This window comes from Streptomyces longhuiensis, from assembly GCF_020616555.1.
GTDB classification, from domain to species: Bacteria; Actinomycetota; Actinomycetes; order Streptomycetales; family Streptomycetaceae; genus Streptomyces; species Streptomyces longhuiensis.
This window is the reverse complement of sequence record NZ_CP085173.1, coordinates 1,675,583-1,701,018: the sequence shown is the minus strand read 5'-3', so window position 1 is coordinate 1,701,018 and position 25,436 is coordinate 1,675,583. Positions and strand designations below refer to the sequence as shown.

Genomic DNA, 25,436 nt, shown 5'->3' with positions numbered 1-25,436 from the left:
AGGTGTCGTCGTCTACAACTGTGACGACGTTCGCCGCGCACGGAGGGCCACCATGAGCCGATACCCGCACCTGCTCACCCCGCTCGACCTCGGATTCACCACGCTGCCCAACCGGGTCCTGATGGGCTCCATGCACGTGGGACTCGAGGAGGCGGAGAACGGCTTCGCGCGCATGGCGGAGTTCTACGCAACCCGCGCCCGCGGCGGCGTCGGCCTCATGGTCACCGGCGGCATCGCCCCCAACGAGGCCGGACGCCCCTGGGCCGGCGGCGCGAAGCTGACCACCGAGGCGGAGGCCGACGAGCACCGCCAGGTCACCGACGCGGTGCACGCGGCGGGCGGGAAGATCGCGATGCAGATCCTCCACTTCGGCCGCTACGCCTACCATGAGGACCTCGTCGCCCCGAGCCCGCTCCAGGCGCCGATCAGCCCCTTCCCGCCGCACGAACTCACCGACGCCGAGATCGAGCAGACCGTCGAGGACTTCGCGCGCGCCGCCGAACTCGCACAGCGGGCGGGCTACGACGGCGTGGAGATCATGGGCTCCGAGGGCTACCTCATCAACGAGTTCATCGTCGCCGCCACGAACCGGCGCACGGACCGCTGGGGCGGCTCGTACGAGAACCGCATCCGCTTCCCCGTCGAGATCGTCCGCCGCGTCCGCGAGCGCGTCGGCACCGACTTCATCCTCATCTACCGGCTCTCGATGATCGACCTCGTGCCCGGCGGTTCCACCCTCGAAGAGGTCGTGCGGCTCGCCAAGGAGATCGAGGCCGCCGGCGCCACCATCATCAACACCGGCATCGGCTGGCACGAGGCCCGCATCCCGACCATCGCGACGTCGGTGCCGCGCGGCGCGTACACCTTCGTCACCAAGAAGGTCATGGGCGAGGTCTCCATACCGCTCGTCACCACGAACCGCATCAACACCCCTGAGATCGCGGAGGAGTTGCTCGCCGACGGCTGCGCCGACATGGTGTCCCTCGCCCGGCCCCTGCTCGCCGACCCGGACTTCGTGGCCAAGGCCCGGGCAGAGCGCTCGGAGACCATCAACACCTGCATCGGCTGCAACCAGGCATGCCTGGACCACACCTTCAGCGGCAAGATCACCTCCTGCCTCGTCAACCCGCGCGCCTGCCACGAGACCGAACTCGTCCTCGCGCCCACCCGCCTGCGCAAGCGCGTCGCCGTCGTCGGAGCGGGCCCCGCGGGTCTCGCCTGCGCGGTCTCCGCCGCCGAGCGCGGCCACGCCGTCACCCTCTTCGACGCCGCGTCCGAGGTCGGCGGCCAGCTCAACGTCGCCCGCAAGGTCCCCGGCAAGGAGGAGTTCGACGAGACGCTGCGCTACTACCGCGCACAGCTCGAACTGCACGGCGTGGACGTCCGGTTGAACACCCCCGTCACCGCCGCCGACCTCACCCCGGACGCGTACGACGAGGTGGTCGTCGCCACCGGCGTCACCCCCCGCACCCCCGAGATCCCCGGGCTCGACCACCCCAGCGTCGTCGGCTACCTCGACGTCCTGCGCGACGGTGCGCCCGTCGGGGAGCGCGTCGCGATCGTCGGCGCGGGCGGCATCGGCTTCGACGTCGCCGAGTACCTCACCGACAGTGGCGACAAGGCCAGCCAGGACCCCGCCACGTACTTCCGGCAGTGGGGCGTCGACATGGACTACCGCGACCGCGGAGGCCTCGCGAAGCCCGACCGGCCCACCCCGCCGCGCGCCGTCCACCTCCTCCAGCGCAAGACCTCGAAGGTCGGCGCCGGACTCGGCAAGACCACCGGCTGGATCCACCGCACCGAGCTGCGCCACCGTGGCGTCACCATGGTCGCGGGCGCCACCTACGACCGCATCGACGACGCGGGCCTGCACGTCACCGTCGACGGCAACTCCACCGTCATCCCCGTCGACACCGTCGTGCTGTGCACCGGCCAGGACCCGGCCCGAGGCCTGTACGACGACCTGCTCGCCGCGGGCCGCGCGGCGCACCTGATCGGCGGCGCCGACGTGGCCGCCGAGCTGGACGCCAAGCGCGCCATCCGCCAGGGCACCGAGCTGGCCGCGGCGCTGTGAGACCGGCGGTCACGTGGTCGGGCCCGCCGGCCGCGTGACCGCCTCCGCATAAGGTGCAGCCATGTCACTCCCGCACGCGATCCTCACGGCCCTCCTGGAGAAGCCGTCGTCGGGCCTCGAACTGACGCGCCGCTTCGACAAGTCGATCGGCTACTTCTGGTCGGCCACGCACCAGCAGATCTACCGCGAGCTGGGCCGCCTGGAACGCGAGGGGTACATCAGGGCCCTGCCCGCGCCGACACCCGCGCGCGGCCAGAAGAAGGAGTACGAGGTCCTGCCCGAGGGCCGCGCCGAACTGGCCCGCTGGACCGCCGCGAGCCAGGACCCCAAGCCGCTGCGCGACCCGCTGCTCCTGCGCCTGCGCGCCGCCGCCGTCGTCGGCACCGACGGCATCGAGGCCGACCTGCGCCGCCATCTCGACCTGCACCGGCGGCAGTTGGCGCAGTACGAGGAGATCGAGAAGCGGGACTTCCCGCCCGGCCTCGACTCCGTGGAGGCCCGCCTGCAACATGTCGTGCTGCGCGCGGGCATCGACCTGGAGACGTTCTGGGCGCGCTGGCTCGAACAGACCCTGGACGAACTCGGCCTCGACCCGTCCTAGGGCCTCTCGGCCGGATCTTGCAGGGCTCGCGGGGACTGGTGCCGCACCTCGCGGCGTTGTCGCCAGCCGCCGCCTCCCCCTCGAGCTCTCGGCTGCGTTCGAGCAGGGGGACCCCCATCGCGTGGGCCCCTTCCTCCGCCTTGCGATGCACGGCACCGGGCCCCGCTCCCTGATCCCGCCTGATCGGGCCTGACCGGGCCTGATCCGGCCTGATCTGGACGGAAAGGCCCTAGCCGAGGGTCGCCGCCCCCGGGTCCCAGTCCGCCGGCACGGGCGGTGGTGGCGTCGGGCAGGTGGCGATCCGGGTGAACTCGGCGTGCTCGGCCGAGTGCGTGATCGCCGTCATCGTCTGCAGGACGTGCAGGGCCAGTGCTCCCGACGCACGTGGCGCACCGCCCCGGCGGATCGCCCGCGCCAGGTCGAGTACGCCGAGCCCGCGCCCGTCGGTGCGCCCCGAGACCGGCAGGTCGCGCCAGTCGTCCGCCTCGTTGGCCCGCACCTTCAGCGGCCCGCGGAAGGTGTTGGGGTCCGGCACCGCGAGGACGCCCTCCGTGCCGGTGACCTCGAACTGGATACGCGGCAGCGCCGAGTCGAAGCTGAACACCGACGTCGCCCGCACCCCCGACGCGAGCTCGACGAGCGCCGACACATGCGTCGGCACCGCCACCGGGATCACCTGCCCCGCTTTGGGACCCGACCCGACGACCCGCTCCTCGCGCGCGCGTGTCGCAGAGGCGGCCACGCGCGACACCCCGCCGAACAGCGCCACCAGCGCCGTCAGGTAGTACGGCCCGAGGTCGAACAGCGGTCCCGCGCCGGGCTGGTAGAAGAACGCCGGATCGGGGTGCCAGCGCTCCGGCCCGAGGCCCTGCACCGTCGTCGTCGCCGCCACCGGCTCGCCGATGTGCCCCGCCCCGACGGCCCGCAGCGCCGACTGGAGCCCCGCGCCGAGGAACGTGTCCGGCGCGTTTCCCACAAGGAGGCCCTGTTCCGCCGCCTGGGCGAGCACCTTCTCGGCCTCGCCGGGGGCCAGGGCGATCGGCTTCTCGCCGTACACGTGCTTCCCGGCCAGCAGCGCCTGCGTCGCGACCTGCGCGTGGGCGGCCGGCACCGTGAGGTTCACGACGAGCTCGACCTCGGGAACGGCGAGCACCGTCGCCACGTCGCCGGCGACCGGCACGCCGTGTTCGCGCGCGACGGCCGTGGCGCGGTCCGCGTCGAGGTCGGCGACACCCACCACCCGCAGATCGGGAAAGGCGGACAGCGTCCGCAGATACTCCTTGCTGATGACGCCCGCTCCGACGACGGCGACACCGACCGGCCCCGAACTCACGCTGCCCCCAAGGCGGATGCGTAGGGTGTTGCGGCCGCTCCCGCGCGGCTCCGGAGACGGTAGGACGCCCGGAGGGGAGCGGACAAGGGCGCGTCCCGGGCCGGCACATGCCGAAGCGAGCCGGCAGGCTCCAACGTCCGGCTCACCGGCTCACCGGTCCACCGGTCCACCGGCCCAGGGCCACCGGTCCACCGGTCCACCGGCCCACCGGCCCACCGGGCCACCGGGCCACCGGGCCACCGGGCCGGATCGTCACCGGTCCACCGGCTCACCGGCCCGCTGACCCGCCGACCCACCGAGCCGGACGGTCACCGGCCCACCGGCCCACCGGCCCACCGGCCCACCGGGCCCCGGTGGCCGTCCGGCCCGGAGGGCCCCGCTCAGGACCCGGTGGTGACGCTCCGTTCGGCGGAGTAGGCGCCCCACGTCCCGTCGGGCAGCTGGGCCCGGATCCGCACCCGGTGCCGGACTCCGGCCTCCTTGCCCACGTAGAAACTGTTCCGCGCCGTGCCCTTGGGCGGGGCGTCGCCCCAGACGAGCGTGGTGGCCTGACGGCCGTCGAGGTAGATGCGGTACGCGGGCACGGTGCCGCCCGTGCGCGGCGGTGTCCACGACAGGTCGATGTAGTACGCGCCGCCTGCCTGGCGGGACGTGGCGCGGAAGTCGGTGGGGGCGGTGCCGGGGCCCTCGGCGGAGCCCTTCGCGGTGGTGAGCCTGAGGGCCGGGCCCGCAGGGGAGGTGTTGTCGGCGGCGTCGCGCGCCTTCACGGTGAACGAATAGGCGGTGCTCGGCCGCAGCCCGGTGATCAGCGCATGGGTCTCGCCCCCGCCGACGCTGTGAATCTTGGACGCGCCCTGGTAGATGTCGTAGGAGGCGACGCCCTTGTCGTCCTTCGACGCGCCCCACGTCAGCGAAGCCGCCCGGCCGCCGTCCGCCCGGCCGCGCAGCGCTCCCGGTCGGGTCGGGGCGGACCGGTCCTCGGCCACGGCGGCCGGGGTGGTGACGGCCACCTTCGCACTGAGCGGTCCGAGTGTGCCGTCGGTGTCCTCGGCCCGGACGGAGAAGGTGTACGCGGAGCGCGGGTGCAGCCCGACGACGTCGACCATGTGCTGTTCGCCCGGCACCTCCTTCACCTTGGTGGCGCCCCGGTACACCGTGTAGCCCTTGACCTCGGCTGCTCCCTCGGGGCGGCTCCACATGACGTGGACGGAGGTGGCGCTGCCCGCCTGCGCCGTGACTCCGGCGGGGGCCGTGAGGGCGGGGCCCTGCCGGGTGTCGTCGTCGAGCAGGCCGCACGAGGTGGCGAACAGGAGCGCGGCGGCGCAGGTCGTGTACGCCAGCGGGGTGCGTCCGGGGATGCGTCGCACGGCAGGCCTTCCGCTCGGAAGCATTGGTACAGACCTGTATGTCATGAGTGACGGGGTCACATCAAGAGGCAGTGTCACGCCCGGCGTTCCCGTCCGGACCGCGAGCGGTCGACTGCACACTCAGGCGAGCCCGGATCTGGGTTGTGCGACCGAGAGCCACCGGGCCGCGGTGGCGCTGGGCGAGGCGCAGGCGAAGAAGTTCCTGACCGTCAACTTGGCCCGGAATGCGCCGGGTCGGAGCAGGAACGCACACGCGATGCGGGGCGACGAATGAGCCGCCGCCCCGGATCGCTCACACCTTCCGGTACGTGTACGCCTCGACGGCAGCCGCCTCGACCGCGTCAAGATCCGCCCCCGCCGATGCCGTGACGACGGCGGCCACGGCCCCCTCGACGAAGGGGGCGTCCACCAGGCGCGCCCCGTCCGGGAGCTCGTCGCCCTCCGCGAGCAGCGCCTTCACCGTGAGCACGGCGCTGCCCAGATCGGCGAGTACGGCGACGCCCGCACCCCGGTCCACCGACCGCGCGGCACCGCAGATCAACTCGGCGCTGGTGCCGAGCCCGCCGTCCTCGGTGCCGCCCGCCGGTGCCAGGGGGACGACCGCGCCGCCGCCCGCGAGCCCCGTCGCCAGCTCCGCCACCGACTCGGCGACGGCGCGGCTGTGCGAAACGAGGACGATCCCGACGACCTTCTCCTGCCCCCTGCCCACGCTGTCGGGATCACTCATCGCGGGCCGCCTCGGCCAGCGCCCCGATCAGCAGCGCCGACGACGTGGCGCCCGGGTCCTGATGCCCGATGCTGCGCTCGCCCAGATAGCTCGCCCGCCCCTTGCGCGCCTGCATCGGCGTCGTGGCGAGCGCGCCCTGCTCGGCGGCGGTGGCGGCCGCGTCGAACGAGGTGCCGAGCGCGTCGACCGCGGGCACCAGCGCGTCGATCATGGTCTTGTCGCCCGGCGCGGCACCGCCCAGCGTCATGACCGCGTCCACCCCGGTCCGCAGCGCCGCGGCGAGTTCCGCCTCGCTGACCTCGGGGGCGTCCCCGAGCGCCTTGCCCGTACGGCGCAGGAGCGTCCCGTACAGCGGGCCCGACGCGCCGCCCACGGTCGAGATCAGCTGGCGCCCGGCGAGGGTGAGGACACCGCCGGGGGTGGCCGGTGCCTCCTTCTCCAGGACAGCGCTCACGGCGACGAAGCCGCGCTGCAGATTGCTGCCGTGGTCGGCGTCACCGATCGGCGAGTCGAGTTCGGTGAGCCGGGCCGCCTCCCGGTCGACGGCCGCGGTGGCGGCGGTCAGCCAGCGTCGGAAGAAATCGGCGTCGAGCACGTCATCTCCTTGCGTGGTGGTGATGGTTCGGGCGACGGGCTGCCTCACATGCCCCAGCGCAGGCCCGCCGTGCTGACGGGCGCGTCCCACAGGCGCAGTAGCTCCTCGTCGACCTGGCACAGGGTGACGGAGGCGCCGGCCATGTCGAGCGAGGTGACGTAGTTCCCGACGAGGGTGCGTGCCGCCGCCACGCCGCGCTCGGTGAGCACGCGCTGGACCTCGGCGTTGAACCCGTAGAGCTCCAGCAGCGGGGTCGCGCCCATGCCGTTGACGAGGACGAGTACCGGGCCGGTCGGCTGAAGGTCTTCGAGGACGGCGTCCACGGAGAAGTCGGCGATCTCGCCGGAGGTCATCATGGCGCGCCGCTCGCGCCCCGGCTCACCGTGGATACCGACGCCCAACTCCAGTTCGCCGGGCGGCAGATCGAAGGTCGGGCTGCCCTTGGCGGGCGTGGCGCACGCGCTCAGGGCCACACCGAAGCTCCGCGTGTTCGCGTTGACCTGACGGGCGATCGCCTCCACGCGCTCCAGCGGCTGCCCCTCCTCGGCCGCCGCGCCCGCGATCTTCTCGACGAACAAGGTCGCGCCCGTGCCGCGCCGGCCCGCGGTGTACAGGCTGTCGGTGACGGCCACGTCGTCGTTGACGAGGACCTTGGCGACCTGGATCCCCTCGTCCTCGGCGAGTTCCGCGGCCATGTCGAAGTTGAGCACGTCTCCCGTGTAGTTCTTCACCACGAAGAGCACCCCGGCGCCGCTGTCCACGGCGGCCGCGGCCCGCACCATCTGGTCGGGCACGGGCGAGGTGAACACCTCGCCCGGACAGGCCGCCGACAGCATCCCGTGCCCCACGAAGCCCCCGTGCAGCGGCTCGTGCCCCGACCCGCCGCCGGAGACGAGCGCGACCTTCCCCTCGACGGGGGCGTCCCGGCGCGCGATCACCCGGTTCTCGACATCGACGACCAGTTCCGGATGGGCCGCGGCCATTCCCCGCAACGCGTCGGTGACCACGGTCTCGGCCACGTTGATGAGCATCTTCATGGATACCTCCGGATGACGTTAGCAGGCGATGCCTGACCTGTGTACTACCTGGTCAGGGTGGGTGTAGACCCTTTTCGATCTTGATGTTTCCTGGCGGCTGACGGCGGGGTTGGGCGGGGCGGACGCCGAGACGGTGCTGGCTTTGGTGACGGGGCGTCAAGTTGTCGGCGTGTAGTAGGACGGTGCGCAACATCCAGTATGGGCGGACGGCCCTCGTCCAACACCGGACGTGCCGGTAGGAGTCGATGGAGCGTCGTGCGGGCGGCAGGGACTGGCCGCTCCGCCGGCATTCGCCGTGGAATCGGTTCAATCGCAGCAGTCGGACTCGAGCTCGACGATCTCCAGCATCTGTGGGACGCGCCGCGCAATCCTCTTCCCGTCCCACCTCTTCGTCCTGAGGCCGCACGCGATGTTCTTGGATGCCGCCATGTCCGGCCGCAGGGTGTTCTCGATGCAGGCGAGTGCGAAGGCGAGCACCGCTGCGACGGTTGGCGCGAGCGAGTCGACGAGGAGCGTGTTGCGCCGGGCCGTCTGGATCTGGGGAGGGGACAGTTCGCCCGTCGTGGATCGGGGGCGCCCGCAGCACTGGTGCGCATGCTAGGGCAGGCGCGCTTTGGCGCGAGGACGAGCTGGGGGAGAGAAGGGAGCACGTTCCGCGCAAGTATTTTCACGGAAGTCGTGTTGGCTCTCACCCCAGTCAGGTGGGGCCGGCGTGTGCCCTGGGCTGTGGCAAGCTCCTGGTGGGGCACGGTGGATCTTGGTTGTGACACCGTCTACCAGGAGCTTCTTCACGCTGCAGGGCGGACCAACTGACGCACCTCACCGCGGGGTTGGAAGACGCTCACTGTGCTGGTGAGGACCCGGCTCAAACGGATGCAGTACCGTCCTGGCCTCATCGACTGCCTCATCGCCAAGACCGGTCTCGACTTCCAACCGCCGTAACCTCAGCCGTTGAAGATCTCTAGTTCGCGCACTCAACCCAAATCGGGAGTTCGACGAGCCCGTTCATGACTCCAGTATCGTGGAAACGCAGCTCTGACGGCTCCACGGTCAGGCCGAAACTCGTTGTTCCCGAGAGAAACGCGCGCAGGGCCTGCGCCGCAATCAGACGTGTGACTGGAATACCCAGGCATGAATGCCGCCCGCGACCAAACGTCAGATGTTCGAAATCCCGACCGCGAGTGGGGTCGAACCTGTGAGCATCGGGAAATGCTGACGTGTCCCTGTTGCAAACGTCCACGCCGATGACGAGCAAAGTGCCTGCGGGAACCGCGTACCCGCCTATCACGGATGGCGCCTTCGTCATCCGGTAGATCCCCCGCGCAATCGGGCTCGCGTACCGCTGCACCTCGTGGATGAGGCCAGGCAGCAGCGTCTCGTCATCGCGTACGAGACGCTGAGTCCTCGGATCTTGCGCCAGGCAGAGGATTCCGTTCGTAATCAGTGCCGCCAACACCTCGACACCCGACAGTGCGAGCAGTCGGGTGTTCGCCGCGACCTGTCGATCCTCGAGAGAAGGTAGTTCCGCCATCAGGTCCGACACGAGGTCATCGGCGGGGTGAGCACGCCTGTCGCGCACCCAGTCGACGAGCGTGGCGTCAAGTTCGCGTACCGGGTATCCCTGGTAGACCGCGGTCCTCAGGGCCGAGACGAGGTTTGCGTCAAGTCCAAGCAATCGCGACATGACACTGTCGGCGATGGGCACGCCGATCGCCGCGACCGCGTCGAGCCTCCCCAGGGTGAGTGCGCTCTCGATCGAGTGTTGGACATCCTGAATCAGCTCGTCCGAGACATCGCGCACGCGAGTATCGATGACCTTCCGAAGTGCGCGCCGTACGCGACGATGCTCTTCTCCATCGGTTTGGTTGACCGCGAAGACCATCTCGGACATCGAATCCGGATGCGACTCGGCCGGCTCGTCGAACACGCTCGCCATGAGTTCGCCCGCACTGCCGTAGGTTTCGACGTCGGACAAGATGCGAGCGGCTTCGCGGTGATCGTTGACGAGCAGTCCCACTCCTGCCGATCCCATACGCATCCGAACGACGGCGGCGGCTGGATCCGCCGACCCTCGCGAAATGGTCCGCTCATCGAGTGTCTTGCGGAAGAGAATGCTGCCTTCAGACACACCAGACTCCTTGCCTCACGGCAATACCCACGCAGTAGTCGCCGGAACGAAAGACGAGGTCGTGCAATTCAAGAGCGCGCAGACTGGCCGCTTCTACGGGGGTGATCGTGTGCCCCCAACGACATGCGTCAAGAACGGCTGCCGCCGGTTCCGAGCGGTCGATGTCGATGCGGCGACGCTCCCCGTAGCGTGTGTCCTCAACGGCCAGGAACGTCGGACCGCGCCGAACGACCAGGGATTCTCCTTGCTGCGCCGACCACGCAAAGGTGCCGTCCGACTGCCGTGGCGGGTCGAGGTGGCGAAGGCACCCGACCTCGAGGGCGCCACAGTCGCCGCTCCACGAAACCCGTAGACCAACGCCGCGCGCGTCGCGGAGCAGCGCGATCAAGGAGACGAGTTCGCGATCGCCCATCTCCGGCAAGGCGAAATGGCCCACCAGCCGAACCCCGGCGTATCCCGACCGGGTCAGGGCGACGAGACTCTCCCTGCTCTGCATCGAGTGGAAATTCACTGGCGCGAAGAGCCTTCGCCGGTTCGACCGCCGCTCTGCTGTCTGCTTCGTCACCAACGCAATCCTGTCGCCAGCGCCAAATAGGTGGCATCCTCATGGAAAATGATTCCGAGCTCCATCCAATTCTTGAGGAGCTCTTCGAGCTGACCTTCCGGAACTGCAATCCCGAGCGAGGACATCGTGGAAGCGAGTGCAGGCAGCGTTTTTCCCTTGGCCAGTGCACGGTAGGCCTCTGCCTCAAGACCCGGGTGAAGCACCGTCTCACGGGAGGGCCAGGTGGACCGGTCATCGACGACGACGAGCGAGTGGTCCGGCGCCGGCAGAGCGACCAGCCGAGAAGTCGATGCGTTGGCCTTCCAGTTCGCGACCGCTTCGCGCAACAGCTCATACGTCTCAGGTGATATGCCGGCGGGCTCGGAATCGAAGACGTAGACGAAGTCATCGAGGGCATCCACCACCCCCTCGTAAGCACTCACCAGGTTGCGCGAGGGACCGAGCACCTGGAGACCGAGTTCTGGATCATCGAAGTACGGGCTGAAGCGTTCCAGTTTGATCGGGAACACCCCGGCGGGCGGCAGCAGGTGATGGAGGGAGGGGAGCGCGTCGATCAACGCCGTGTAGTCGCTGTCATGCTCCCCGGGGAAACCCACGAGGATGTTCCACGATGGATAGATCCTGCAGGTGGCACAGTCGCGCAGGAAACGCACGTTCTGCCACCCGGTCACCCCCTTGCGCATGATGCGCAGGATGGGTGTACAGAGGCTCTCGACACCCGGTTGTAGTTGTGTGAAACCGGCGCGCGCGAGGGACTCGAGTTGACTGAAGTTGAGGTTCGACTTCACCTCGGCGAACAACCGGACGTCCCATTCAGCGGGCAGCGCCATGTCCGTGGTCAGTCGAACGACATGGTCGGGCGCCAAAATGTTGTCAGCGAACACCAGGTCGAGCACGTTGTGCCGACGCACAGCCCGGCTGGCCTCCGCTTGCACGCGTTCGGCAGGCTTTGCGCGATGGGCCATGGCCGACCCGTTCAAGCCGCAGAATGTGCAATGGTGCTTCGCACCCCACCAGCATCCGCGGCTGGCCTCCAGAGGAATCTTGACATCGATGAGTCGAGCCGCCGGAGACTTCCCCAAGTCGCGGAAGTAGTGATCGTAGACGGGCTCCGGCACCGCGTTCATGGAGACAGGTGTCGGTCCGATGGGGTTGCTCACCGAGGCTCCATCGACGTCGGATCGCCAGCACAGGCCAGGCACGGCACGCACCGATTCGTCATGCCCGCTCTCGTCGCCGTTACGACGTCCTGCGATGTGGGCGATGAGTGGTGCGATCGAGCGCTCCGCCTCGCCCCGGATCACGTAGTCGAACTCCGCGCGAGCGCGGTGGACTGCCGTACCTTGAACGCCATCGCAGTTCGCCCCGCCGAGCATCGTGACGATGCTCGGGGACAACTCCTTGACGCGGTGGGCGAGCGCGAACGAGGCAATGTTCTGATCGAACGTCGTCGTCAACCCCAGGACGTCGACACCTGACGTGACGAGATCTCGGGCCAACTCGTCGATGAAGGCGGGTGCCGCGCGGAACATCGCACCATAGGCGTCAACGTGCTCACTGTCGCTCACGAGGTCATAGAAGCTCGTGTGGCGTGGGTCGATACCGGGGCGGAAACAGCTGGAGAAGACCCATTCGCCGACCCCGAACACCTCGGCATCGACGATCAGTTCATAGTGATCACGCTCGAGGCCCACTTCCCGGACCAGGAAGTCGAGCCACCGAATATTGGCGTAGACGACGTCGAGCCTCTCGACTTCTCCGCGCTGCTCGAACAACGGAGCGATCGTGCTCAGCGCCAGTGAGGGCATGTCCACCACGGCCCAGGGCATGCAGACCAACGCAACGGAAAGGGCATCCTCATGCACGACCGGCGGGTTCAGATCCAGCATCGGTCGTTTGTGCCCGATCTGCATCAATTCCACTTCGGCTCCTCATCGTTAGCCTGTTTCAGGATGCCTGTTGGTCGGCGGGCTTCTCGATCTCGGTGGTCACCCGCGCGCCTCGGAAGAGCACCGGGAGCCACAGGAGACATGCCAGCAGGGGAACCGCGGCGTAGATGGCCATGCCGACACTGGAGCCGAACCCGTCCATGAGCGTGCCGACGACGAGATAGCCGGTGCCGATGAGCACCGACTCCACGAATGCGATCATCGACAGCAGGCTCGCCCGGTGGCGCGACGGCACTGCCTCGTTGAGCACGTTGTCCACGAGTACCGCGGTGATCTCGGGAATTCCGACCAGGACCAGGAACGCGCCGATGGTGACCCAGACAAGGCCGAAGCCGCTCAGGCCGAGTGCCGCGGCGAGCATCACGAGTGACACCGGGAGGACGATCCGATACCCGAAGCGCCGGTTCGCACGGTCCGACAGCAGGGGAACGAGTCCGCCGACGAAGAATCCCGCGGAGATGACCACGCTGACCAATGCGGTGCCCGCTCCCTGATCGGAGAGGGTCTTCTGCGTGAAGATGATGTACGGCGTCAAGGTCGCGTGCATCAGTCCGGACACCACGGCAAGTGTCACGAGCGCGGGCGTGGCGATCCGAAGCAGTGCCCGCCATGCTGTGGCGTCACTGTGCCCCTTCTCCGCTCCCTCCCGCTGCTCGTCCACCGCGTCCGCGCCGCGGATCTCGGGCACCCGTGACATCAGCACCACCACGGCCAGGATGAGACACGACGCCGAACCGAGGTAGACGATTCCCCAGGAGAACCGCTGCAGTTGGCCGCCGAGGACGATGGCGACTCCCGAGGTGACCGTTCCGAGCATGGTGAACCGGGACTTGATCTTGACGTATCCGGTCGTTGCACCACGACGCACGAGCAGGTCGTACAGCAGCGCGGTGTCCGAACCGGACACACAGGCCATGCCCACGCCCTGAAGCATGAACAGCGTCAGGAACACCCAGTAGTTGGAGGACGACACCTGACCGAGCAGGCATCCAGCTATCAGCACCTGGCCGATCACGATGCTGGCACGCCTGCCGATCCGGTCGGCGATGATTCCCGTCGGCAGCTCCGCAAGTCCGCTGACCAGGTAGATCAGAGTCTGAAGGAGGGCCACTTGCCCGGCTGAGAAGCCTCGCTGCTGAAGGAAGAGGACGAATACGCCACGCTGGAACAGCGAGTTGGCGAGCACGGCGTATACGTAGAACGGCCGCGCGACGCTTCGTGCTGCATCGTCGACTGCAGCCGACCCGTCAAGGGCCTCCGTGGTGGTCATACTGCGGGATCCCCCTGGTGACTCCGGTGATCGTTGATGTTGGGCCTCCGCCGTCGACCAGAACTTACAGTCCCAACTTCGTGCAGGACATGGGACCGACCTTCCGGGAACCGTTGCCGGCGCCGCGGCCGTCCACGGTGGAGGTGCCAAGAGCTGGAACCGGTAGCGCGCATCTCCTGGAAACCCTCCATCGCCGGGTGGAAACCCTCCATCGCCGGGAGACTCGGCCCCGGCTCCGACCGGCCGTGCCCGATCTGCAACGACTCCACTCCGGCTCCTGTCACCGGCACGACCTCATTCACTCACCAGCTCACGGGCATCTTCCTGACGCCGTACCCGAGCCCGTCGTCCATGAACGGGAGGTCGCCGAGGTCGGCGGCCAGGGCCAGTGTCGGAATGCGCCGGAACAAGGCGGCGAACACGACCTGGAGCTCCAGGCGGGCCAGCGGTTGGCCGGTGCACTTGTGCACACCGAACCCGAAGGCGAGCTGCTGGCTGGCATCGCGGCGCAGGTCCAGTTCCCCGGCACCGGGGAACACGCTTTCGTCGCGGTTGCCGATCTCCTCCGGGAGGATCAGACCCTCGCCGGCGCGGATCACCTGCCCGCCGATCTCGATGTCCTCCACGGCCACGCGGCGACGGCCTGGCTGAACAGTGGTCAGGTACCGCAGCAGTTCGTCGACGGCCGCGGCGACCTCGGGGCCGTCGGAGTCCTTCAGCACCGTGATTTGGTCGGGATGCTGCAGCAGGGCCAGCGTGCCCAGCGCAATCATGCTGGCCGTGGTCTCGTGCCCTGAGACCAGCAGGAACAGGACCAGCATCACCAGCTGGTGCCGGTTCAGCTGGCCGGTGGCCAGCCGTTCGGTGGCCAGCTGGGACAGAAGGTCGTCTTCGGGGGCAGCGAGCTTGCGGCCGATCAGTTTGGCCAGGTAGTGATACAGCTCGCCTTGGGACTTGTTGACGGCGTCGTCCGGGACGTCGCTGCCGGTCATTGTCCTGATGGCGTGCTGGAAGAAGTCGTGGTCCTCGTAAGGGACGCCGAGCACGTGGCAGATGGTGATGGACGGAATCGGCAGAGCGAAATCCGCCACGAAATCCGCCGGGTTCGGGCCGGCCAGCAGAGCATCGATGTGGTCGTCGACGACTTGCCGGACCGTGGGCCGCAGTTGCTCGACCTTGCGGGGGGTGAACGGGCGGGCGATCATCCGGCGCAGCCGGAGATGCTCGGGGCCCTCCATGGCAGTCAGGAACTGGCCTTCTTCATGGTGGTCCCGCAGAAACTGACTGTGGAACGGGTAGCCGGGCTGCATCCAGTCCGCGCTGACCCGGCGGTCCGACAGGAGCGTGCACTGCTCCGCGTGCCTCGTCACCAGCCACGGAGTGCTGTCGTCCCAGAGCCGAACTCGGACCAGCGGCGCCCGTTCCTGCAGCTCGGCGAGCTCAGGTGCCGGATCCAGCGGACAACCAGGCGCCCTGGGAATCGGAAAGAACGGGACTGCCGTGGATTCCAGATCAGGAACGTTGGCCTGCGAAGACGTCACAATCCTAGCTCCGTCCCGAATGTGACATAACGGAAGACACATTAAGAGTGGGGGCCGATGGAGCCCACACCCTCCAGGCTGATGCAGGAACCGTAGGCCGAGTGTTCGTCGAGAGACGATCCCTCAGTTCAAGGAACCTCATGACTGCCGGCAGGCAGAACCTGTCGAATTCCCCGAATGACTGGGCTCGTTGAATGGAGTGATCGCCGTATCGGCTTCCGCGACCTGCGGATTCCGGTGCCTTGATCTTGTGCGCCACATGGCGGGAAACCATCCATGTTCAGCCCTTGTCCGCGGAAGGCGAGCAGCATCAAACGGCGACCTCTCCGATTGGCACTGCTCCGAACCGGCAGCAGCGTACCCAGACTTGATCAAGCCCTACAAGAGGCGGGAAGGCCTGGCATCCGTCGGTCATCGGACATCGGGGCACGTACGCGATGCGGCAGTTTGTGTATGCGAGCCTCTGCCGGAACCGCACGGGCCGTCAGCAGTTCCTGTCCCACGAAATGCCCCGCCCGGAGCGGGTAAGTACTACGTCCCCCTGGGGCGACGGGCGCCCCGACCAGGACATTCACGACCTGCAGCGCTGACAACTGCGGGAAAAGCGGGATCGATTGGCCATCGGTGGTCTTCTCGCTCCCTCCGGATCAAGCAGACCCGGTGTCATCGTGTCCGCCACTCAGGCAGAGGTCTCCACCGGCAGGGCGGGCCGGCCCCCGTAGGCGATCAGATTCGGATCATGGAACCGCGCCGAGATCCGCCCGCGGCGTGGGGAGATTGCATCTCGGAAGTGCCCTCGTGATCTTGCGTGCCGAAGGACTGAAGAACTCCCCATCGTCGCAGGCCACAGGGCACTTCCTCATTCCCGGCAACATCACTGCCGTACATCGGCCGATGGATCCGGGATCAGGTGTGGCACCGGTAAACGTATGCACTCCCCATTGACGGGACGCCAACAACTGTATGAGATAAGGATGTTGGAGCCGGTCAAGGTAAAGAGAGGTCAAAAATGGCGCAGGCAGTGACTGAGCGTTCGGTGACCGCGATGGATGAGGCGGAACCGGACATGGTTCTCTTCACCGACGAGGAAGGTCTTGACCTTGACGATGACGTCGAGTTGATCGCCCTGTCATCGGCTACTTTGGGTGCCATCGTTGCGCGGCGCTGCTGATCGCATCTGATGCCGACCCAGAAGCGACTGGCCCTCTCGTTCGCTGGGGAGGGCCAGGTGCCGGTTCGGTCGTCCACGCGGCATGCTCGTGTGACGCTCGGCCGGCCCTTGATCAATTCCGATGTCAATTCTCCGTTCTTCGTTCCTCTCGGACTGCTCTGCATTGCCTCACCATTGATGGCGCATGGTCATCCCACCGTCGTCGTCGACCTGGAGTACGAGCACCGGATCGGTGCCTTCGAGCCCGGTGATGCTGACTGGCTCGACCGGACCTGCGCTCGCTTCCTCGCCGCCGATCCCGACATCCTCGGCCTCACCTGTCTCGCGGACACCCTCCCGGCATGCCTTCTCATCGGGCGTGAGGTCAAGCGGCTGCGGCCCGATGTCACGGTGGTTCTCGGCGGACCCGGGACGTTCGGTGTCTTCCCCGATGCCCTCCCGCGCTTCGCCGACTGCGTCGACTTCGTGTGCCGCGGCGAGGGAGAGCTCGCGATCACCGCCCTCGCGGATGCCATTGCCGACGGGGCCGATCCCACCGAGGTACGCGGCTTCTGGTCGTGCAAGAACGGCCAGGCCGTGTCCAGCGGGCCTCAACCGACCACGAACCTGAACCTCGTGCCGATGCCCGCGTACGACGCCGTCCCGATGGGCGACTACATCCGGCTGTCGACCCCGCACATCTTCGACGTGCACATCGGCTCCGGGTGTACCTACTCGTGCAAGTTCTGCATGACGTCGACGTTCTGGGACCGCGACTTCCGGATCAAGGATCCCGCGGTCATCCTCGAAGAGCTTCGCTTCCTGCACCGCACGTACGGGGTGACCCAGTTCAACTTCCTGCACGACAACTTCGCCAACAAGCGCACGTATCTGGACGAGTTCGTGTCCTACTTCTCCGAGCACAACGACATGTTCGAGTGGGGCTGCGCGGTCCGACCGGACAATGTCAACCCGTCCCTTCTGCGGCGCATGGCCGACGCGGGATGCTTCAACATCTTCTGCGGCACGGACGCAGGGTCGGAGAAGATCCTCAAAGCCATGCTGAAGATGCCCTCCACGAAGCGGACCTACGAGTTCTTCCGGTCCGCCAAGGAAGTCGGCATCCAGTTCGAGACGAACACGATCGTGGGATATCCGGACGAAAGCGCCGAAGACCTCGAGAAGGCGCTGGAGGTCGTCTTCGACGCGATCGCCTACGGCGCCGTCAACAGCGACCTCAGTGTGCTTCAGCCGCTTCCCGGCGCTGAGATCACGGATGAGTACCGGGCCGAACTCGAACCACTCGACAGCGGACTCGACGTCATGGGCACCTTCCTCCCATCGGACGTCCGCGCGCTCATCAAGGACGATCTGGCGACCTTCACCGGATTCACCTTCATTCGCAGCGGGAATCGGGACTACGAGTACTACCAGGACGTGTTGCGCCTTTCACGGTATTTCACGCGCCGCTATTACCACCTGCTGCGATTCCTCAAGCAGGGTGCGGGACACACGTACGTTGAATTCATCGACGCACTGCTCGAACGGGCCGCAATGCCCATCGAGGAAGCGCTCGCTGAGATTCTGGCCCACATGGAGGGCGTGCATGCGCAAGCCGCCAGGGCGCTGTTCGCATACGACTCGATGCTTGCGGAGTTCCGGGGAGACGAGGTCGAGGAAGAGCTCGTCAACGTATACCGGCGGCCCGCCACCGTGGAGGAAAAGCCACATTTCCTGATCTCGGACTTCGATGTCGACGTCGTCACGATGATCTCCGACCCGCGCGAAATCACCTGGAAGCCGGAGCTGAGCCGTCCGACGGTCGTGGTCGTATATCGCGCAAGTGAGGCAGAGGTGTCGACTCTGCGTCTGACGCCGGCGCAGGCCAAGATGTTCAAGGCCCTCATGCCGCGCGGGCGAGAAGAACGCGAAGCTCTCCTCGCGAACATCGCCCCTGGCCGGCTGCGCGAGGTCGCGACGGCGGTGGCAGGGTTGTGTGCCCAGATCGACGCCTCGCCGGACGCCCCCGGACAGACTCCTCCGGTGGCCGACAGCCCCCTCGTGACCACGTGAACGTGACGCGCCCCGTCCTTGTCGAGGTGGACGACGACCCGATTCGATGGCACGGACCGACGGGAGGCGACTACCTCAGCCGTTGGTTCGCCGCGGCGAGCCAACGTAGCCGGCTCGATCTCATGTGGATCGCGGACGACGGGCTGAGCCAGCACTACCGCGTCCAGCAGGGCGCGTCCTTCTCCGACGGGAGCCCGGTGCGTGCGCGCGATCACGCCCGGGCCATCCGGACCGCGCTCACGGTCCCGTCGCTCCAGCGGTTCCTGCGCGACATCCGCGCCGTCCGCACATCGAAGGACGCGCTCGTCATCGAGCTCCGCCGCCAGGCGCCGCACCTTCCCAGCCTGCTCCGGAGCGTCGATCTCGCTCCGATCTCGTCGTGCGGGCAACTGTCCTCCGGTACGTACGAGCGTGCCGTGCGCACCGCCGATGACGAGTACTGGCTCGAACCCGTCAAGGCCGGCACGCCACCTGTGCGGGTGCTCGTCCGCCGCGATCCGCGCGACGCCCCGGAGAGGTTCCGGCGGGGCGAGGTCGATGTGACGTGCGCGACGGCGTTTCCGCTCGACCGCGTCCCGGACTTCGCGGACAGCCAGGTGTTCCACACGGCACCGACCGCGATCGAGATGCGTCTGGAGATCAACCCCGACAGCCCGTCGGCGGTGGGCGACGCGGAGTTCCGTCGCCGGCTCCTCGGCGCGCTTCGCTACGACCGCCTTGTCGCACGGTGCTGGAACGGTGCGGAGTCGGCAGCGCCCGACCACCACGTCGAGGCACCACCCAGCACCGTCGGCTCCGGCGTACGGCTGCGCCTGGGGTACTGGGACTACTACCCCAACCTGGACGTGGCCGAAGAGGTCGCGGCCCAGCTGACCGAGAACCTCGGTGTCGAGGTCGAGCCGGCACCCGCCGACTTCGTCTCGGGCTCGGCGCAGTCCTGCGACCTGCTCCTCGCGTTGCGGGGCCCGCTCTTCGAGGATCCGTTCTGTGCTCTGGACCTGCTCGACCCGGCGCGCCGTGACCCCGTCCTCGCGCCGCTGCTGCACCGGCTGTCCGAAGTCCCGGACGACGATGCGGCGTACGACGCGCTGCGTCGGGCGGTCCGTGAGCAGTGTCCGGTCCTGCCGCTTCTGCGTCTCCGAGGCCACTGGCTGCAGCGCGAGGCACTGGCGGGTCGGCCCTGGCCACCGATGGGCGCCGTGCGCTTCCCCCGGTTCAGCTGGAACGCCGATTCTTCATGATCTTCGCCAAACGGTGATCTCGCTACGAAGGAAGGCCAGGGATGGCTGACGGAATCGACCGCTTCGTTCTCTCGCCCGCGGCGACCTGGTCCCGTGACGGCGACGAGCTGCGCGTTTTTTCCGACGAGGTACTGCTGGTCCGACGCTGCCCTGAATCGATTTTCGAATGGCTCAAAGCGGTCTCCGACGAGCCGGCCGGCCTCCCGGCGCCGAGCGGAAGCCAAGTGGACGCCATCGTGCGTACGCTTCTTCGGCGTCGCCTCGTAGTCGCACCGTTCGACCGTTCGTGGCACGCGTCCGCTTGGAGGAACCAGGTCGAGTACTTCGCGGCCTTGGGTCTGGATGCCGGCGCGGCACAGGATCGACTGCGCGCGGCGCACGTGACCGTTCTCGGCGTCGGTGGCATCGGCGGCGCGGTGCTGGCTGAGATCGTGGGTGCGGGCGTGGGCGGGCTCACGCTCGTGGACGGCGATCGGGTCGCGCTGGAGAACTTGAACCGCCAATACCTCTACCGGCGTTGTGACGTCGGACGGGCAAAGGCCGATGTGGCCCGCGAGTGGGTGCGTGAGCGCCTCCCTGAAGCGGAGCCGACCGCTGTCGTGGAAACCATCACGACCAGCGAGGCGTTGGTGCCGTACCTGCACGAAGATGGGTTCCTCGTTGTCGCGGCCGACCGTCCTGCATCGCTGCCGGAACTGTGCGCTCAAGCCTGTCTTGAGCGCGGAGCGTCGATGATCACGGGAGGCTGCGGCCTCCGAGTCGGGTCGAGTGGCCCGCTGATCCGGCCCGCCGATGTCCCGGCCTTCATCGCGTCACGCCAAGCGGCAAAGGCCATGGCCGGAGCCGCGGTCACACCGATGGCGGCCTCGTTCGGCCCGGTCAATACGCTGGTGGGCGCGACGATGGGCCGTGATCTCATCTTCGGCATACTCGGTGTGAGCGCCCGAACGACTTCGCATCGCGTCGAGCTGCTGGGGACGGCTTTGACCTGAGAGTGCGGAAGGTCAGCTCTGACCTCGATCTCTCGTGAGGGTCCGTCAGCTTTGCGGCGGACCTTTCGGTTTGCTCGGGTGGGGTTCCTGGTGTGTGAGGGTTGAGGGGCCCGGCTGCCGCGTCGGGTGGGTGGCCTCGACCTGCTCCGGGACGGCACCCCTGACGAGGCGCACGCCTTGCGTGACGCTCTGGCCCTGTGCGGCTGCGCCGAACTACGGCGCCCCAGGGCAGGGCGCAAGTCAAAGCTTGGGTATTGCGCAGAAATCCCTAGGATTGACTGGGGTTTTGGGGTCCACAATGATAAGTGCGGGACCCAAGCGACAACCCGTCCGGTGCTTCCGAGGGTCCGGACCACAGGCAAAGGCGCGGGCGGGTGCTGACCTCGTGAGCCAGAAGGACACTGCCCGTGCCTGCTTCTCCTGCCCCTGCCGATCAGGCCATTGTGCTGCTGCGCAAGCTCGGTGCTGCGGACATCGCTCATCCGGGCGGCACTCTCGTCGCGCACCTCCAGCGTGTCCAGGGCCAACTCGCTCTATGGGGCGCCCGTCCCGCCCTCCAGGTCGCGGGTCTGTGTCACGCCTTCTACGGCACCGACGGTTTCCCCACCGCCTTGCTGCCTCTGGACAGGCGCGCCGAACTTGCAGAGTCGATCGGTGTCGAGGCCGAAGCCATCGTGTATCTCTACGCATCGTGTGACCGCAGAGCCACGTATCCGACGCTGATGGATGCCGAGGACGCCTTCCGGGATCGGTTCACCGGCCTTCATCATGCTCCGGAGCCGCACCTTCGACGGGACTTCGCTGAGCTGTCCGCCGCCAACGAACTCGACCTTGCCCGGACTGACCCCGCCTTCCGCGAGAAGTGGGGAGCCGAACTCCTTTCTCTTTTCGCACGATTCCAGCCGCTGCTGAGCCACTCTGCTTGGTCGGACTGCCGCACGGTGCTTGCGGCGGCTCCGCAGGACTGAGCCGCCTCCTTACGTCGGTTGGGGACACCTACCCGAGCAGGATGGCGAACGGCAGAGAGCTTGAACCCCGTGTCCAGCACACGGAGCTGACCTCCCCGGAGCGGCAGGCCAGGGGACAGCGAGACCGTCACGAGATACGCGGCCATCACCTCGCTTCAGCGCACTCGTCGACGAAGGCGCAAAGCCGGCGAACAAGGCTCAGGCAGGCGGGGGTGGGGTCCGTGGTGCTCTGTATGTGGGGCGCATCCCGGAGCCACTGTTGCCAGAGGCTGCAGGGACGCATGAATCGGGCAGCTTGGTCGCCTCTGGGATTCACGAAGACAGCGATCAAGTCAGGGCCACGCAATTGGCCAGTCCAGCACAGCAGACGCTCGCCGGCATGAGCTCCCCGAGGCGCTCACGGAACCCGGTCCGGCGGGAGACCGCCACGAGCCATGCCGCAGTCTTTCTCTCGCGCCACCCGCCCTCAAGAAGGGTTTCGATCTCATGAGGGGTGATGAGCTCGGCGTCCTGGCAGAGGTTTTGCATGAATTGGTCGTACTGAGGGCTCCGCATGCGCAGCAAGCTGCCGCCGAGCTTCATGTAGCGCTGTTCAGGCGTGACATGCGGCGAACCAGGGGCAGCAGTTAAGGATCTTCATGGGCAATGGTGGCCTGTTGGCGGTTGTCGCCGTCTGCTGCTTCGGGTCAGCGGGGACGTCGTTCATCGCCTGGCGTGAACGACTGGCTGCGGGCGATCAGCAGGGCGACGTCGTCGTGGTCGTCGGGCAGCCGGAGATCGTGCAGGAGCCGGTCGCAGGTTTCTTCCAGCGGGCAGTCGAGTGCTTCCAGTACGCGCAGAAGCGTGTCGAGGCGCTCGTCGATGGGGTGGTGGCGCGTTTCGACCAGTCCGTCGGTGTAGAGGATCAGCTGGTCACCCGGGTCGAGGCAGAGAGTGGTGGTCTCGAAGGGGACGCCGCCCACGCCGAGTGGGGTACCGGTGGGCAGGTCGAGCAGCTGGGGATGCTTGCCTTCGCGGATGAGGACGGGGGGCAGGTGGCCGGCGTTGGCGATGCGGCACTCCCCACGGTGAGGGTCGTAGGCGGCGTAGAGGCAGGTGGCGATGTATGGCTCCAGTCCGGAGGTGATCGTGTCGAGCTGCTGGAGGACACGGGTGGGGTCGAGGTCCAGGCCGGCGAAGGCCGCGGTCGCGGTGCGCAGACGGCCCATGGTCGCGGCGGCGTCGATACCGCTGCCCATGACGTCGCCCACGACGAGGGCCGTCCGGTCGCCGCCCAGGGGGAGGACGTCGTACCAGTCGCCGCCGATTTCGTAGGCCGCCTGTGCGGGCTGGTACCGGGAGGCGACCTGCAGGCCGGGCAGGTGGGGTGGATGGTGGGGGAGCAGGCTGCGCTGCAGGGTCTCGGCGGCGTTGCGCACGCTCTGGTGGGCGCGGGCGTTGTCGATGCACACTGCGGTGCGGGAGGCCAGTTCGGTGGCGATGGCGAGGTCGTCCTCGTCGAAGGGCCGTGGGTCGCGGGCGCGGGTCAGCCCCAGGAAGCCGAGGACGGTGGCGCGAGCAATGAGCGGGACGGCCATGTAGGAGTGCACTCCGGCGCGGGCCAGCAGCGTTGCGGCGTGCTCGTCCCGGGCGATGGCTGTCAGGTCGCTTCCGTCGGCGTGCGGGATCAAGATGGGCCGACCGGTGCGCACACAGCGGGTGGCCACGCGGTTGTCTTCGTACGCGGCGATGTGGCCGGGCGGATCGGCGGCCAGGAGGGCCTCGGTGGGGTGGGAGGCCTTGAGCGCGAGGGCACGGAAGAACGCGGGACCGGCGGTGGTGCGAGGCCGGTGCTCGTCGATGACGGAGTCGAGCACGTCGACGGAGACCACGTCGGCGAGTTCCGGAACAGTGACGTCGGCCAGCTCCCGGGCGGTCTGTGCGATGTCCAGGGTGGTGCCGATGCGGGCGGAGCCGTCGGCGATCACGGCCAGGCGCCGCCGTGTCGCGGTCGCCTCCTTGGCCGATCGGTAACGCTCGGTGACGTCCGTGACGAGTTCGGCCACCCCGAGTACGCGGCCTTGGGTGTCTTCAAGCCGGTAGGCCGAGATCGCCCAGGCGTGCAGGCGCGGTGCCTCGTCGGCCGGGCTGTGGCCGACGATGGTGGACTGGTCGATCAGGGGCACCCCGGTGTCGAGGACCTGCCGCATCGCGGCCTCGGGTGTTTCGAACTTCGCAGCCGTCATGATCTCGCGGTAGTGGCGACCGAGGTGGTCTTTCGCGGGGACGCCGTGCATCCGCTCCAGCGCGGGGTTGACCGCCAGGTACCGCAGGTCGGAGTCGAGGATGGCGATTCCGATGGGGGACTGGGAGATCAGCCGGGTGGAGAGGGCTACGTCCCGTTCCACCTCGCGCAGTGTGGGCGCGTCGGTGCCCAGCCCAAGGGCGTAGAAGTCGCCGCGGTCGTCCAGGAGCCGCATGTTGCGCAGCTCCACCAGCCGTGTGCCGCCGTCCTTCCGACGGGCGGGGAACGTGCCACCCCAGCTCCGGCCCGACTCCATGACCTCGGCGAACTTCTTGAGCACCCAATCACAGTCCTCCTCGGGGACGAGTAGCTGGGCGGCGTGCTGCCCGAGCGCTTCCTCGGCGGTGTAGCCGTACAGCTCCTCGGCCTGCGGACTCCACAGGACGACCCGTCCCTCGGCGTCCAGCAGCACGGCCGCCACTCCCAGAAGGTCCATCAACCCACTCGGCTGTGATGGTTCGTCGCTCGCTCGGCCGCTGAACACCTGGCCGATGTCCGGGGGAGGCCACTCGGCTTCGCTCATCGCAGGCACTCCTTCTGCCCGCCGACGCCACATGAGCCACCCCTCGGACCGGGGCGCGGCCTGTCTGCGCCTGCTGGCGGCTTCGACTTCCATGGTCACCCAGACCACCGGAGAACACACCCCATTCGCGTGGCGCGGGCCTGTACGGGAAGGGCGGTGTCCGGCAGGCCACCGTTGGCACAGGCGGCACGCTCAGGCGCCGATATCTCCACGGGACCGCAGGGCCGATCGGAGGCTGCTGCGGGCATTGCTGTCTGCAGGCCTGAGGAGCCGCCGGAAGCGCCGCAGCCAGCGGACACTCGGCACCTGGTCCCGAAGCGGGATCCCGGCAACAGAGTCTTGAGAGCCGAGACGGCTCAATCTGCCAGTCGCCTCACGGCCTCGGCGACGTGTGGGCCGCTCTCGCCGGAGGCCGGAATGCTCTGGTCGGCCCAGATGATCTTGCCGGTCGTGGTGTGGTGGGTGCCCCACCCTCGGGCGAACTGTGCCACGAGGAGCAGCCCCCGGCCCCCTTCGCCGGTTGTACGTGCGTGCCACAGGCGTGGGGAGGTGCTGCTGCCGTCGAAGACCCCTGCCGTCGATCACGATGTGCTGCGGCTTGTTCTCCATGCGTGATGCCCTCCTGGTCCCCGTATGACGCGCCGGGCCGGGGCACCGTGGTGCCCCGGCCCAGCTGGGCGTGCCCAGGATCAGGACGCGGATGCCCCGAGTTCCTCGCGGATGGTGCGGGCCGCCGCCACGAGGTTCTCCAGGGAGGCGCGGGTCTCGGGCCGGCCGCGGGTCTTCAGGCCTCAGTCCGGATCGACCCACAGCCGCTCGTCGGCGACGGCCTCAAGTCCCTTGTGCAGCAAGGTGGTTGCCTCTTCGGTGCTGCTATGTTCTGTCCCCGGCTGCCCTCAACTGACCACGGGCGGGTGCTGCCCCAAGCGCGCGAGGGAGGCCGAGCAGCAGCGCGGTACAACCACGGCCAAGGGCTACGGAGCCCTATGGGAGCGCATCCGTAAGCGGTACCTGTACG

Annotated in this window: 20 protein-coding genes and 2 pseudogenes; 7 read left to right on the top strand and 15 right to left on the bottom strand. The window is 68.1% G+C overall.

Going from position 1 to position 25,436, the window contains the following annotated elements; all coding sequences use genetic code 11:
- Positions 1 to 52: 52 nt before the first annotated feature.
- A complete protein-coding gene (locus LGI35_RS08075) occupies positions 53 to 2,074 on the top strand; it encodes an NADPH-dependent 2,4-dienoyl-CoA reductase (RefSeq protein WP_227293212.1) in 2,022 nt (673 codons plus the stop codon).
- 61 nt (positions 2,075 to 2,135) lie between these two features.
- Complete coding sequence (locus LGI35_RS08070) at positions 2,136 to 2,675, top strand: PadR family transcriptional regulator (RefSeq protein ID WP_116500541.1); 540 nt, start codon at positions 2,136 to 2,138, stop codon at positions 2,673 to 2,675.
- A gap of 229 nt (positions 2,676 to 2,904) precedes the next feature.
- Here LGI35_RS08070 and LGI35_RS08065 read toward each other — a convergent pair whose 3' ends face one another.
- The 11 genes from LGI35_RS08065 to LGI35_RS08015 all read right to left on the bottom strand — a co-directional run bounded on the left by LGI35_RS08065 (position 2,905) and on the right by LGI35_RS08015 (position 15,187).
- Positions 2,905 to 4,008 (bottom strand): Gfo/Idh/MocA family protein, encoded by a 1,104-nt coding sequence (locus tag LGI35_RS08065; protein ID WP_227293211.1) that lies wholly within the window; start codon positions 4,006 to 4,008, stop codon positions 2,905 to 2,907.
- Between the two features lie 380 nt (positions 4,009 to 4,388).
- On the bottom strand, positions 4,389 to 5,375 hold the full coding sequence (locus tag LGI35_RS08060) for a fibronectin type III domain-containing protein (RefSeq protein ID WP_227293210.1): 987 nt from the start codon (positions 5,373 to 5,375) through the stop codon (positions 4,389 to 4,391).
- A 292-nt stretch (positions 5,376 to 5,667) separates the two neighbouring features.
- Positions 5,668 to 6,102: a PTS-dependent dihydroxyacetone kinase phosphotransferase subunit DhaM gene (locus LGI35_RS08055; RefSeq protein WP_227293209.1), complete on the bottom strand. Its 435-nt coding sequence runs from the start codon at positions 6,100 to 6,102 to the stop codon at positions 5,668 to 5,670.
- Positions 6,095 to 6,697: a dihydroxyacetone kinase subunit DhaL gene (gene dhaL, locus LGI35_RS08050; RefSeq protein WP_227293208.1), complete on the bottom strand. Its 603-nt coding sequence runs from the start codon at positions 6,695 to 6,697 to the stop codon at positions 6,095 to 6,097. Before dhaL ends, LGI35_RS08055 begins: the two co-directional genes overlap by 8 nt.
- Before the next feature lie 44 nt (positions 6,698 to 6,741).
- A complete protein-coding gene (dhaK, locus tag LGI35_RS08045) occupies positions 6,742 to 7,734 on the bottom strand; it encodes a dihydroxyacetone kinase subunit DhaK (protein ID WP_227293207.1) in 993 nt (330 codons plus the stop codon).
- A 306-nt stretch (positions 7,735 to 8,040) separates the two neighbouring features.
- Positions 8,041 to 8,211, bottom strand: coding sequence for a hypothetical protein (locus LGI35_RS08040; RefSeq protein ID WP_227293206.1), 171 nt, complete (start codon positions 8,209 to 8,211; stop codon positions 8,041 to 8,043).
- A gap of 484 nt (positions 8,212 to 8,695) precedes the next feature.
- A complete protein-coding gene (locus LGI35_RS08035; protein ID WP_227293205.1) occupies positions 8,696 to 9,862 on the bottom strand; it encodes a cytochrome P450 in 1,167 nt (388 codons plus the stop codon).
- Entirely contained in the window at positions 9,855 to 10,427 is a 573-nt protein-coding gene (locus tag LGI35_RS08030) for a DUF5825 family protein (protein WP_227293204.1), read from the bottom strand. The genes LGI35_RS08035 and LGI35_RS08030 overlap by 8 nt, the downstream gene beginning before the upstream one ends.
- Entirely contained in the window at positions 10,424 to 12,340 is a 1,917-nt protein-coding gene (locus LGI35_RS08025) for a RiPP maturation radical SAM C-methyltransferase (protein WP_227300242.1), read from the bottom strand. Before LGI35_RS08025 ends, LGI35_RS08030 begins: the two co-directional genes overlap by 4 nt.
- A gap of 34 nt (positions 12,341 to 12,374) precedes the next feature.
- Positions 12,375 to 13,646: an MFS transporter gene (locus tag LGI35_RS08020; RefSeq protein WP_227293203.1), complete on the bottom strand. Its 1,272-nt coding sequence runs from the start codon at positions 13,644 to 13,646 to the stop codon at positions 12,375 to 12,377.
- 302 nt (positions 13,647 to 13,948) lie between these two features.
- Positions 13,949 to 15,187, bottom strand: coding sequence for a cytochrome P450 (locus LGI35_RS08015; RefSeq protein WP_227293202.1), 1,239 nt, complete (start codon positions 15,185 to 15,187; stop codon positions 13,949 to 13,951).
- Between the two features lie 1,009 nt (positions 15,188 to 16,196).
- Here LGI35_RS08015 and LGI35_RS08010 point away from each other — a divergent pair.
- The 5 genes from LGI35_RS08010 (at position 16,197) to LGI35_RS07990 (ending at position 21,611) form a co-directional block, all read left to right on the top strand.
- Positions 16,197 to 16,358: a hypothetical protein gene (locus LGI35_RS08010; RefSeq protein WP_227293201.1), complete on the top strand. Its 162-nt coding sequence runs from the start codon at positions 16,197 to 16,199 to the stop codon at positions 16,356 to 16,358.
- 9 nt (positions 16,359 to 16,367) lie between these two features.
- Complete coding sequence (locus tag LGI35_RS08005; protein ID WP_227293200.1) at positions 16,368 to 18,410, top strand: B12-binding domain-containing radical SAM protein; 2,043 nt, start codon at positions 16,368 to 16,370, stop codon at positions 18,408 to 18,410.
- On the top strand, positions 18,407 to 19,651 hold the full coding sequence (locus tag LGI35_RS08000) for a periplasmic substrate-binding domain-containing protein (RefSeq protein ID WP_227293199.1): 1,245 nt from the start codon (positions 18,407 to 18,409) through the stop codon (positions 19,649 to 19,651). The genes LGI35_RS08005 and LGI35_RS08000 overlap by 4 nt, the downstream gene beginning before the upstream one ends.
- 41 nt (positions 19,652 to 19,692) lie before the next feature.
- Positions 19,693 to 20,643: a ThiF family adenylyltransferase gene (locus LGI35_RS07995; RefSeq protein ID WP_227293198.1), complete on the top strand. Its 951-nt coding sequence runs from the start codon at positions 19,693 to 19,695 to the stop codon at positions 20,641 to 20,643.
- Between the two features lie 407 nt (positions 20,644 to 21,050).
- Positions 21,051 to 21,611: a DUF6817 domain-containing protein gene (locus LGI35_RS07990; RefSeq protein ID WP_227293197.1), complete on the top strand. Its 561-nt coding sequence runs from the start codon at positions 21,051 to 21,053 to the stop codon at positions 21,609 to 21,611.
- Positions 21,612 to 21,938: 327 nt separating this feature from the next.
- Here LGI35_RS07990 and LGI35_RS07985 read toward each other — a convergent pair whose 3' ends face one another.
- From LGI35_RS07985 to LGI35_RS07975, 4 genes and pseudogenes are all read right to left on the bottom strand, one after another.
- Positions 21,939 to 22,166, bottom strand: coding sequence for a DUF6000 family protein (locus LGI35_RS07985; protein WP_264484720.1), 228 nt, complete (start codon positions 22,164 to 22,166; stop codon positions 21,939 to 21,941).
- A 131-nt stretch (positions 22,167 to 22,297) separates the two neighbouring features.
- Positions 22,298 to 24,418, bottom strand: coding sequence for a SpoIIE family protein phosphatase (locus LGI35_RS07980; protein ID WP_376223296.1), 2,121 nt, complete (start codon positions 24,416 to 24,418; stop codon positions 22,298 to 22,300).
- A 356-nt stretch (positions 24,419 to 24,774) separates the two neighbouring features.
- A pseudogene (locus LGI35_RS46575) lies at positions 24,775 to 24,987 on the bottom strand (hypothetical protein); the annotation flags it as partial.
- A 120-nt stretch (positions 24,988 to 25,107) separates the two neighbouring features.
- A pseudogene (locus tag LGI35_RS07975) lies at positions 25,108 to 25,290 on the bottom strand (hypothetical protein); the annotation flags it as partial.
- Between the last annotated feature and the right edge of the window lie 146 nt (positions 25,291 to 25,436).

What these genes read in the sequence shown, in the direction of transcription:
- LGI35_RS08020 (WP_227293203.1), bottom strand. Translation starts at nt 13,646, where the DNA reads ATGACCACCACGGAGGCCCTTGACGGGTCGGCTGCAGTCGACGATGCA.
- LGI35_RS08070 (WP_116500541.1), top strand. Translation starts at nt 2,136, where the DNA reads ATGTCACTCCCGCACGCGATCCTCACGGCCCTCCTGGAGAAGCCGTCG.
- LGI35_RS08005 (WP_227293200.1), top strand. Translation starts at nt 16,368, where the DNA reads ATGCCGACCCAGAAGCGACTGGCCCTCTCGTTCGCTGGGGAGGGCCAG.
- LGI35_RS08010 (WP_227293201.1), top strand. Translation starts at nt 16,197, where the DNA reads ATGGCGCAGGCAGTGACTGAGCGTTCGGTGACCGCGATGGATGAGGCG.
- LGI35_RS07985 (WP_264484720.1), bottom strand. Translation starts at nt 22,166, where the DNA reads ATGCGGAGCCCTCAGTACGACCAATTCATGCAAAACCTCTGCCAGGAC.
- dhaK (WP_227293207.1), bottom strand. Translation starts at nt 7,734, where the DNA reads ATGAAGATGCTCATCAACGTGGCCGAGACCGTGGTCACCGACGCGTTG.
- LGI35_RS08055 (WP_227293209.1), bottom strand. Translation starts at nt 6,102, where the DNA reads ATGAGTGATCCCGACAGCGTGGGCAGGGGGCAGGAGAAGGTCGTCGGG.
- LGI35_RS08075 (WP_227293212.1), top strand. Translation starts at nt 53, where the DNA reads ATGAGCCGATACCCGCACCTGCTCACCCCGCTCGACCTCGGATTCACC.
- LGI35_RS07980 (WP_376223296.1), bottom strand. Translation starts at nt 24,418, where the DNA reads ATGAGCGAAGCCGAGTGGCCTCCCCCGGACATCGGCCAGGTGTTCAGC.
- LGI35_RS07995 (WP_227293198.1), top strand. Translation starts at nt 19,693, where the DNA reads ATGGCTGACGGAATCGACCGCTTCGTTCTCTCGCCCGCGGCGACCTGG.
- LGI35_RS08025 (WP_227300242.1), bottom strand. Translation starts at nt 12,340, where the DNA reads ATGCAGATCGGGCACAAACGACCGATGCTGGATCTGAACCCGCCGGTC.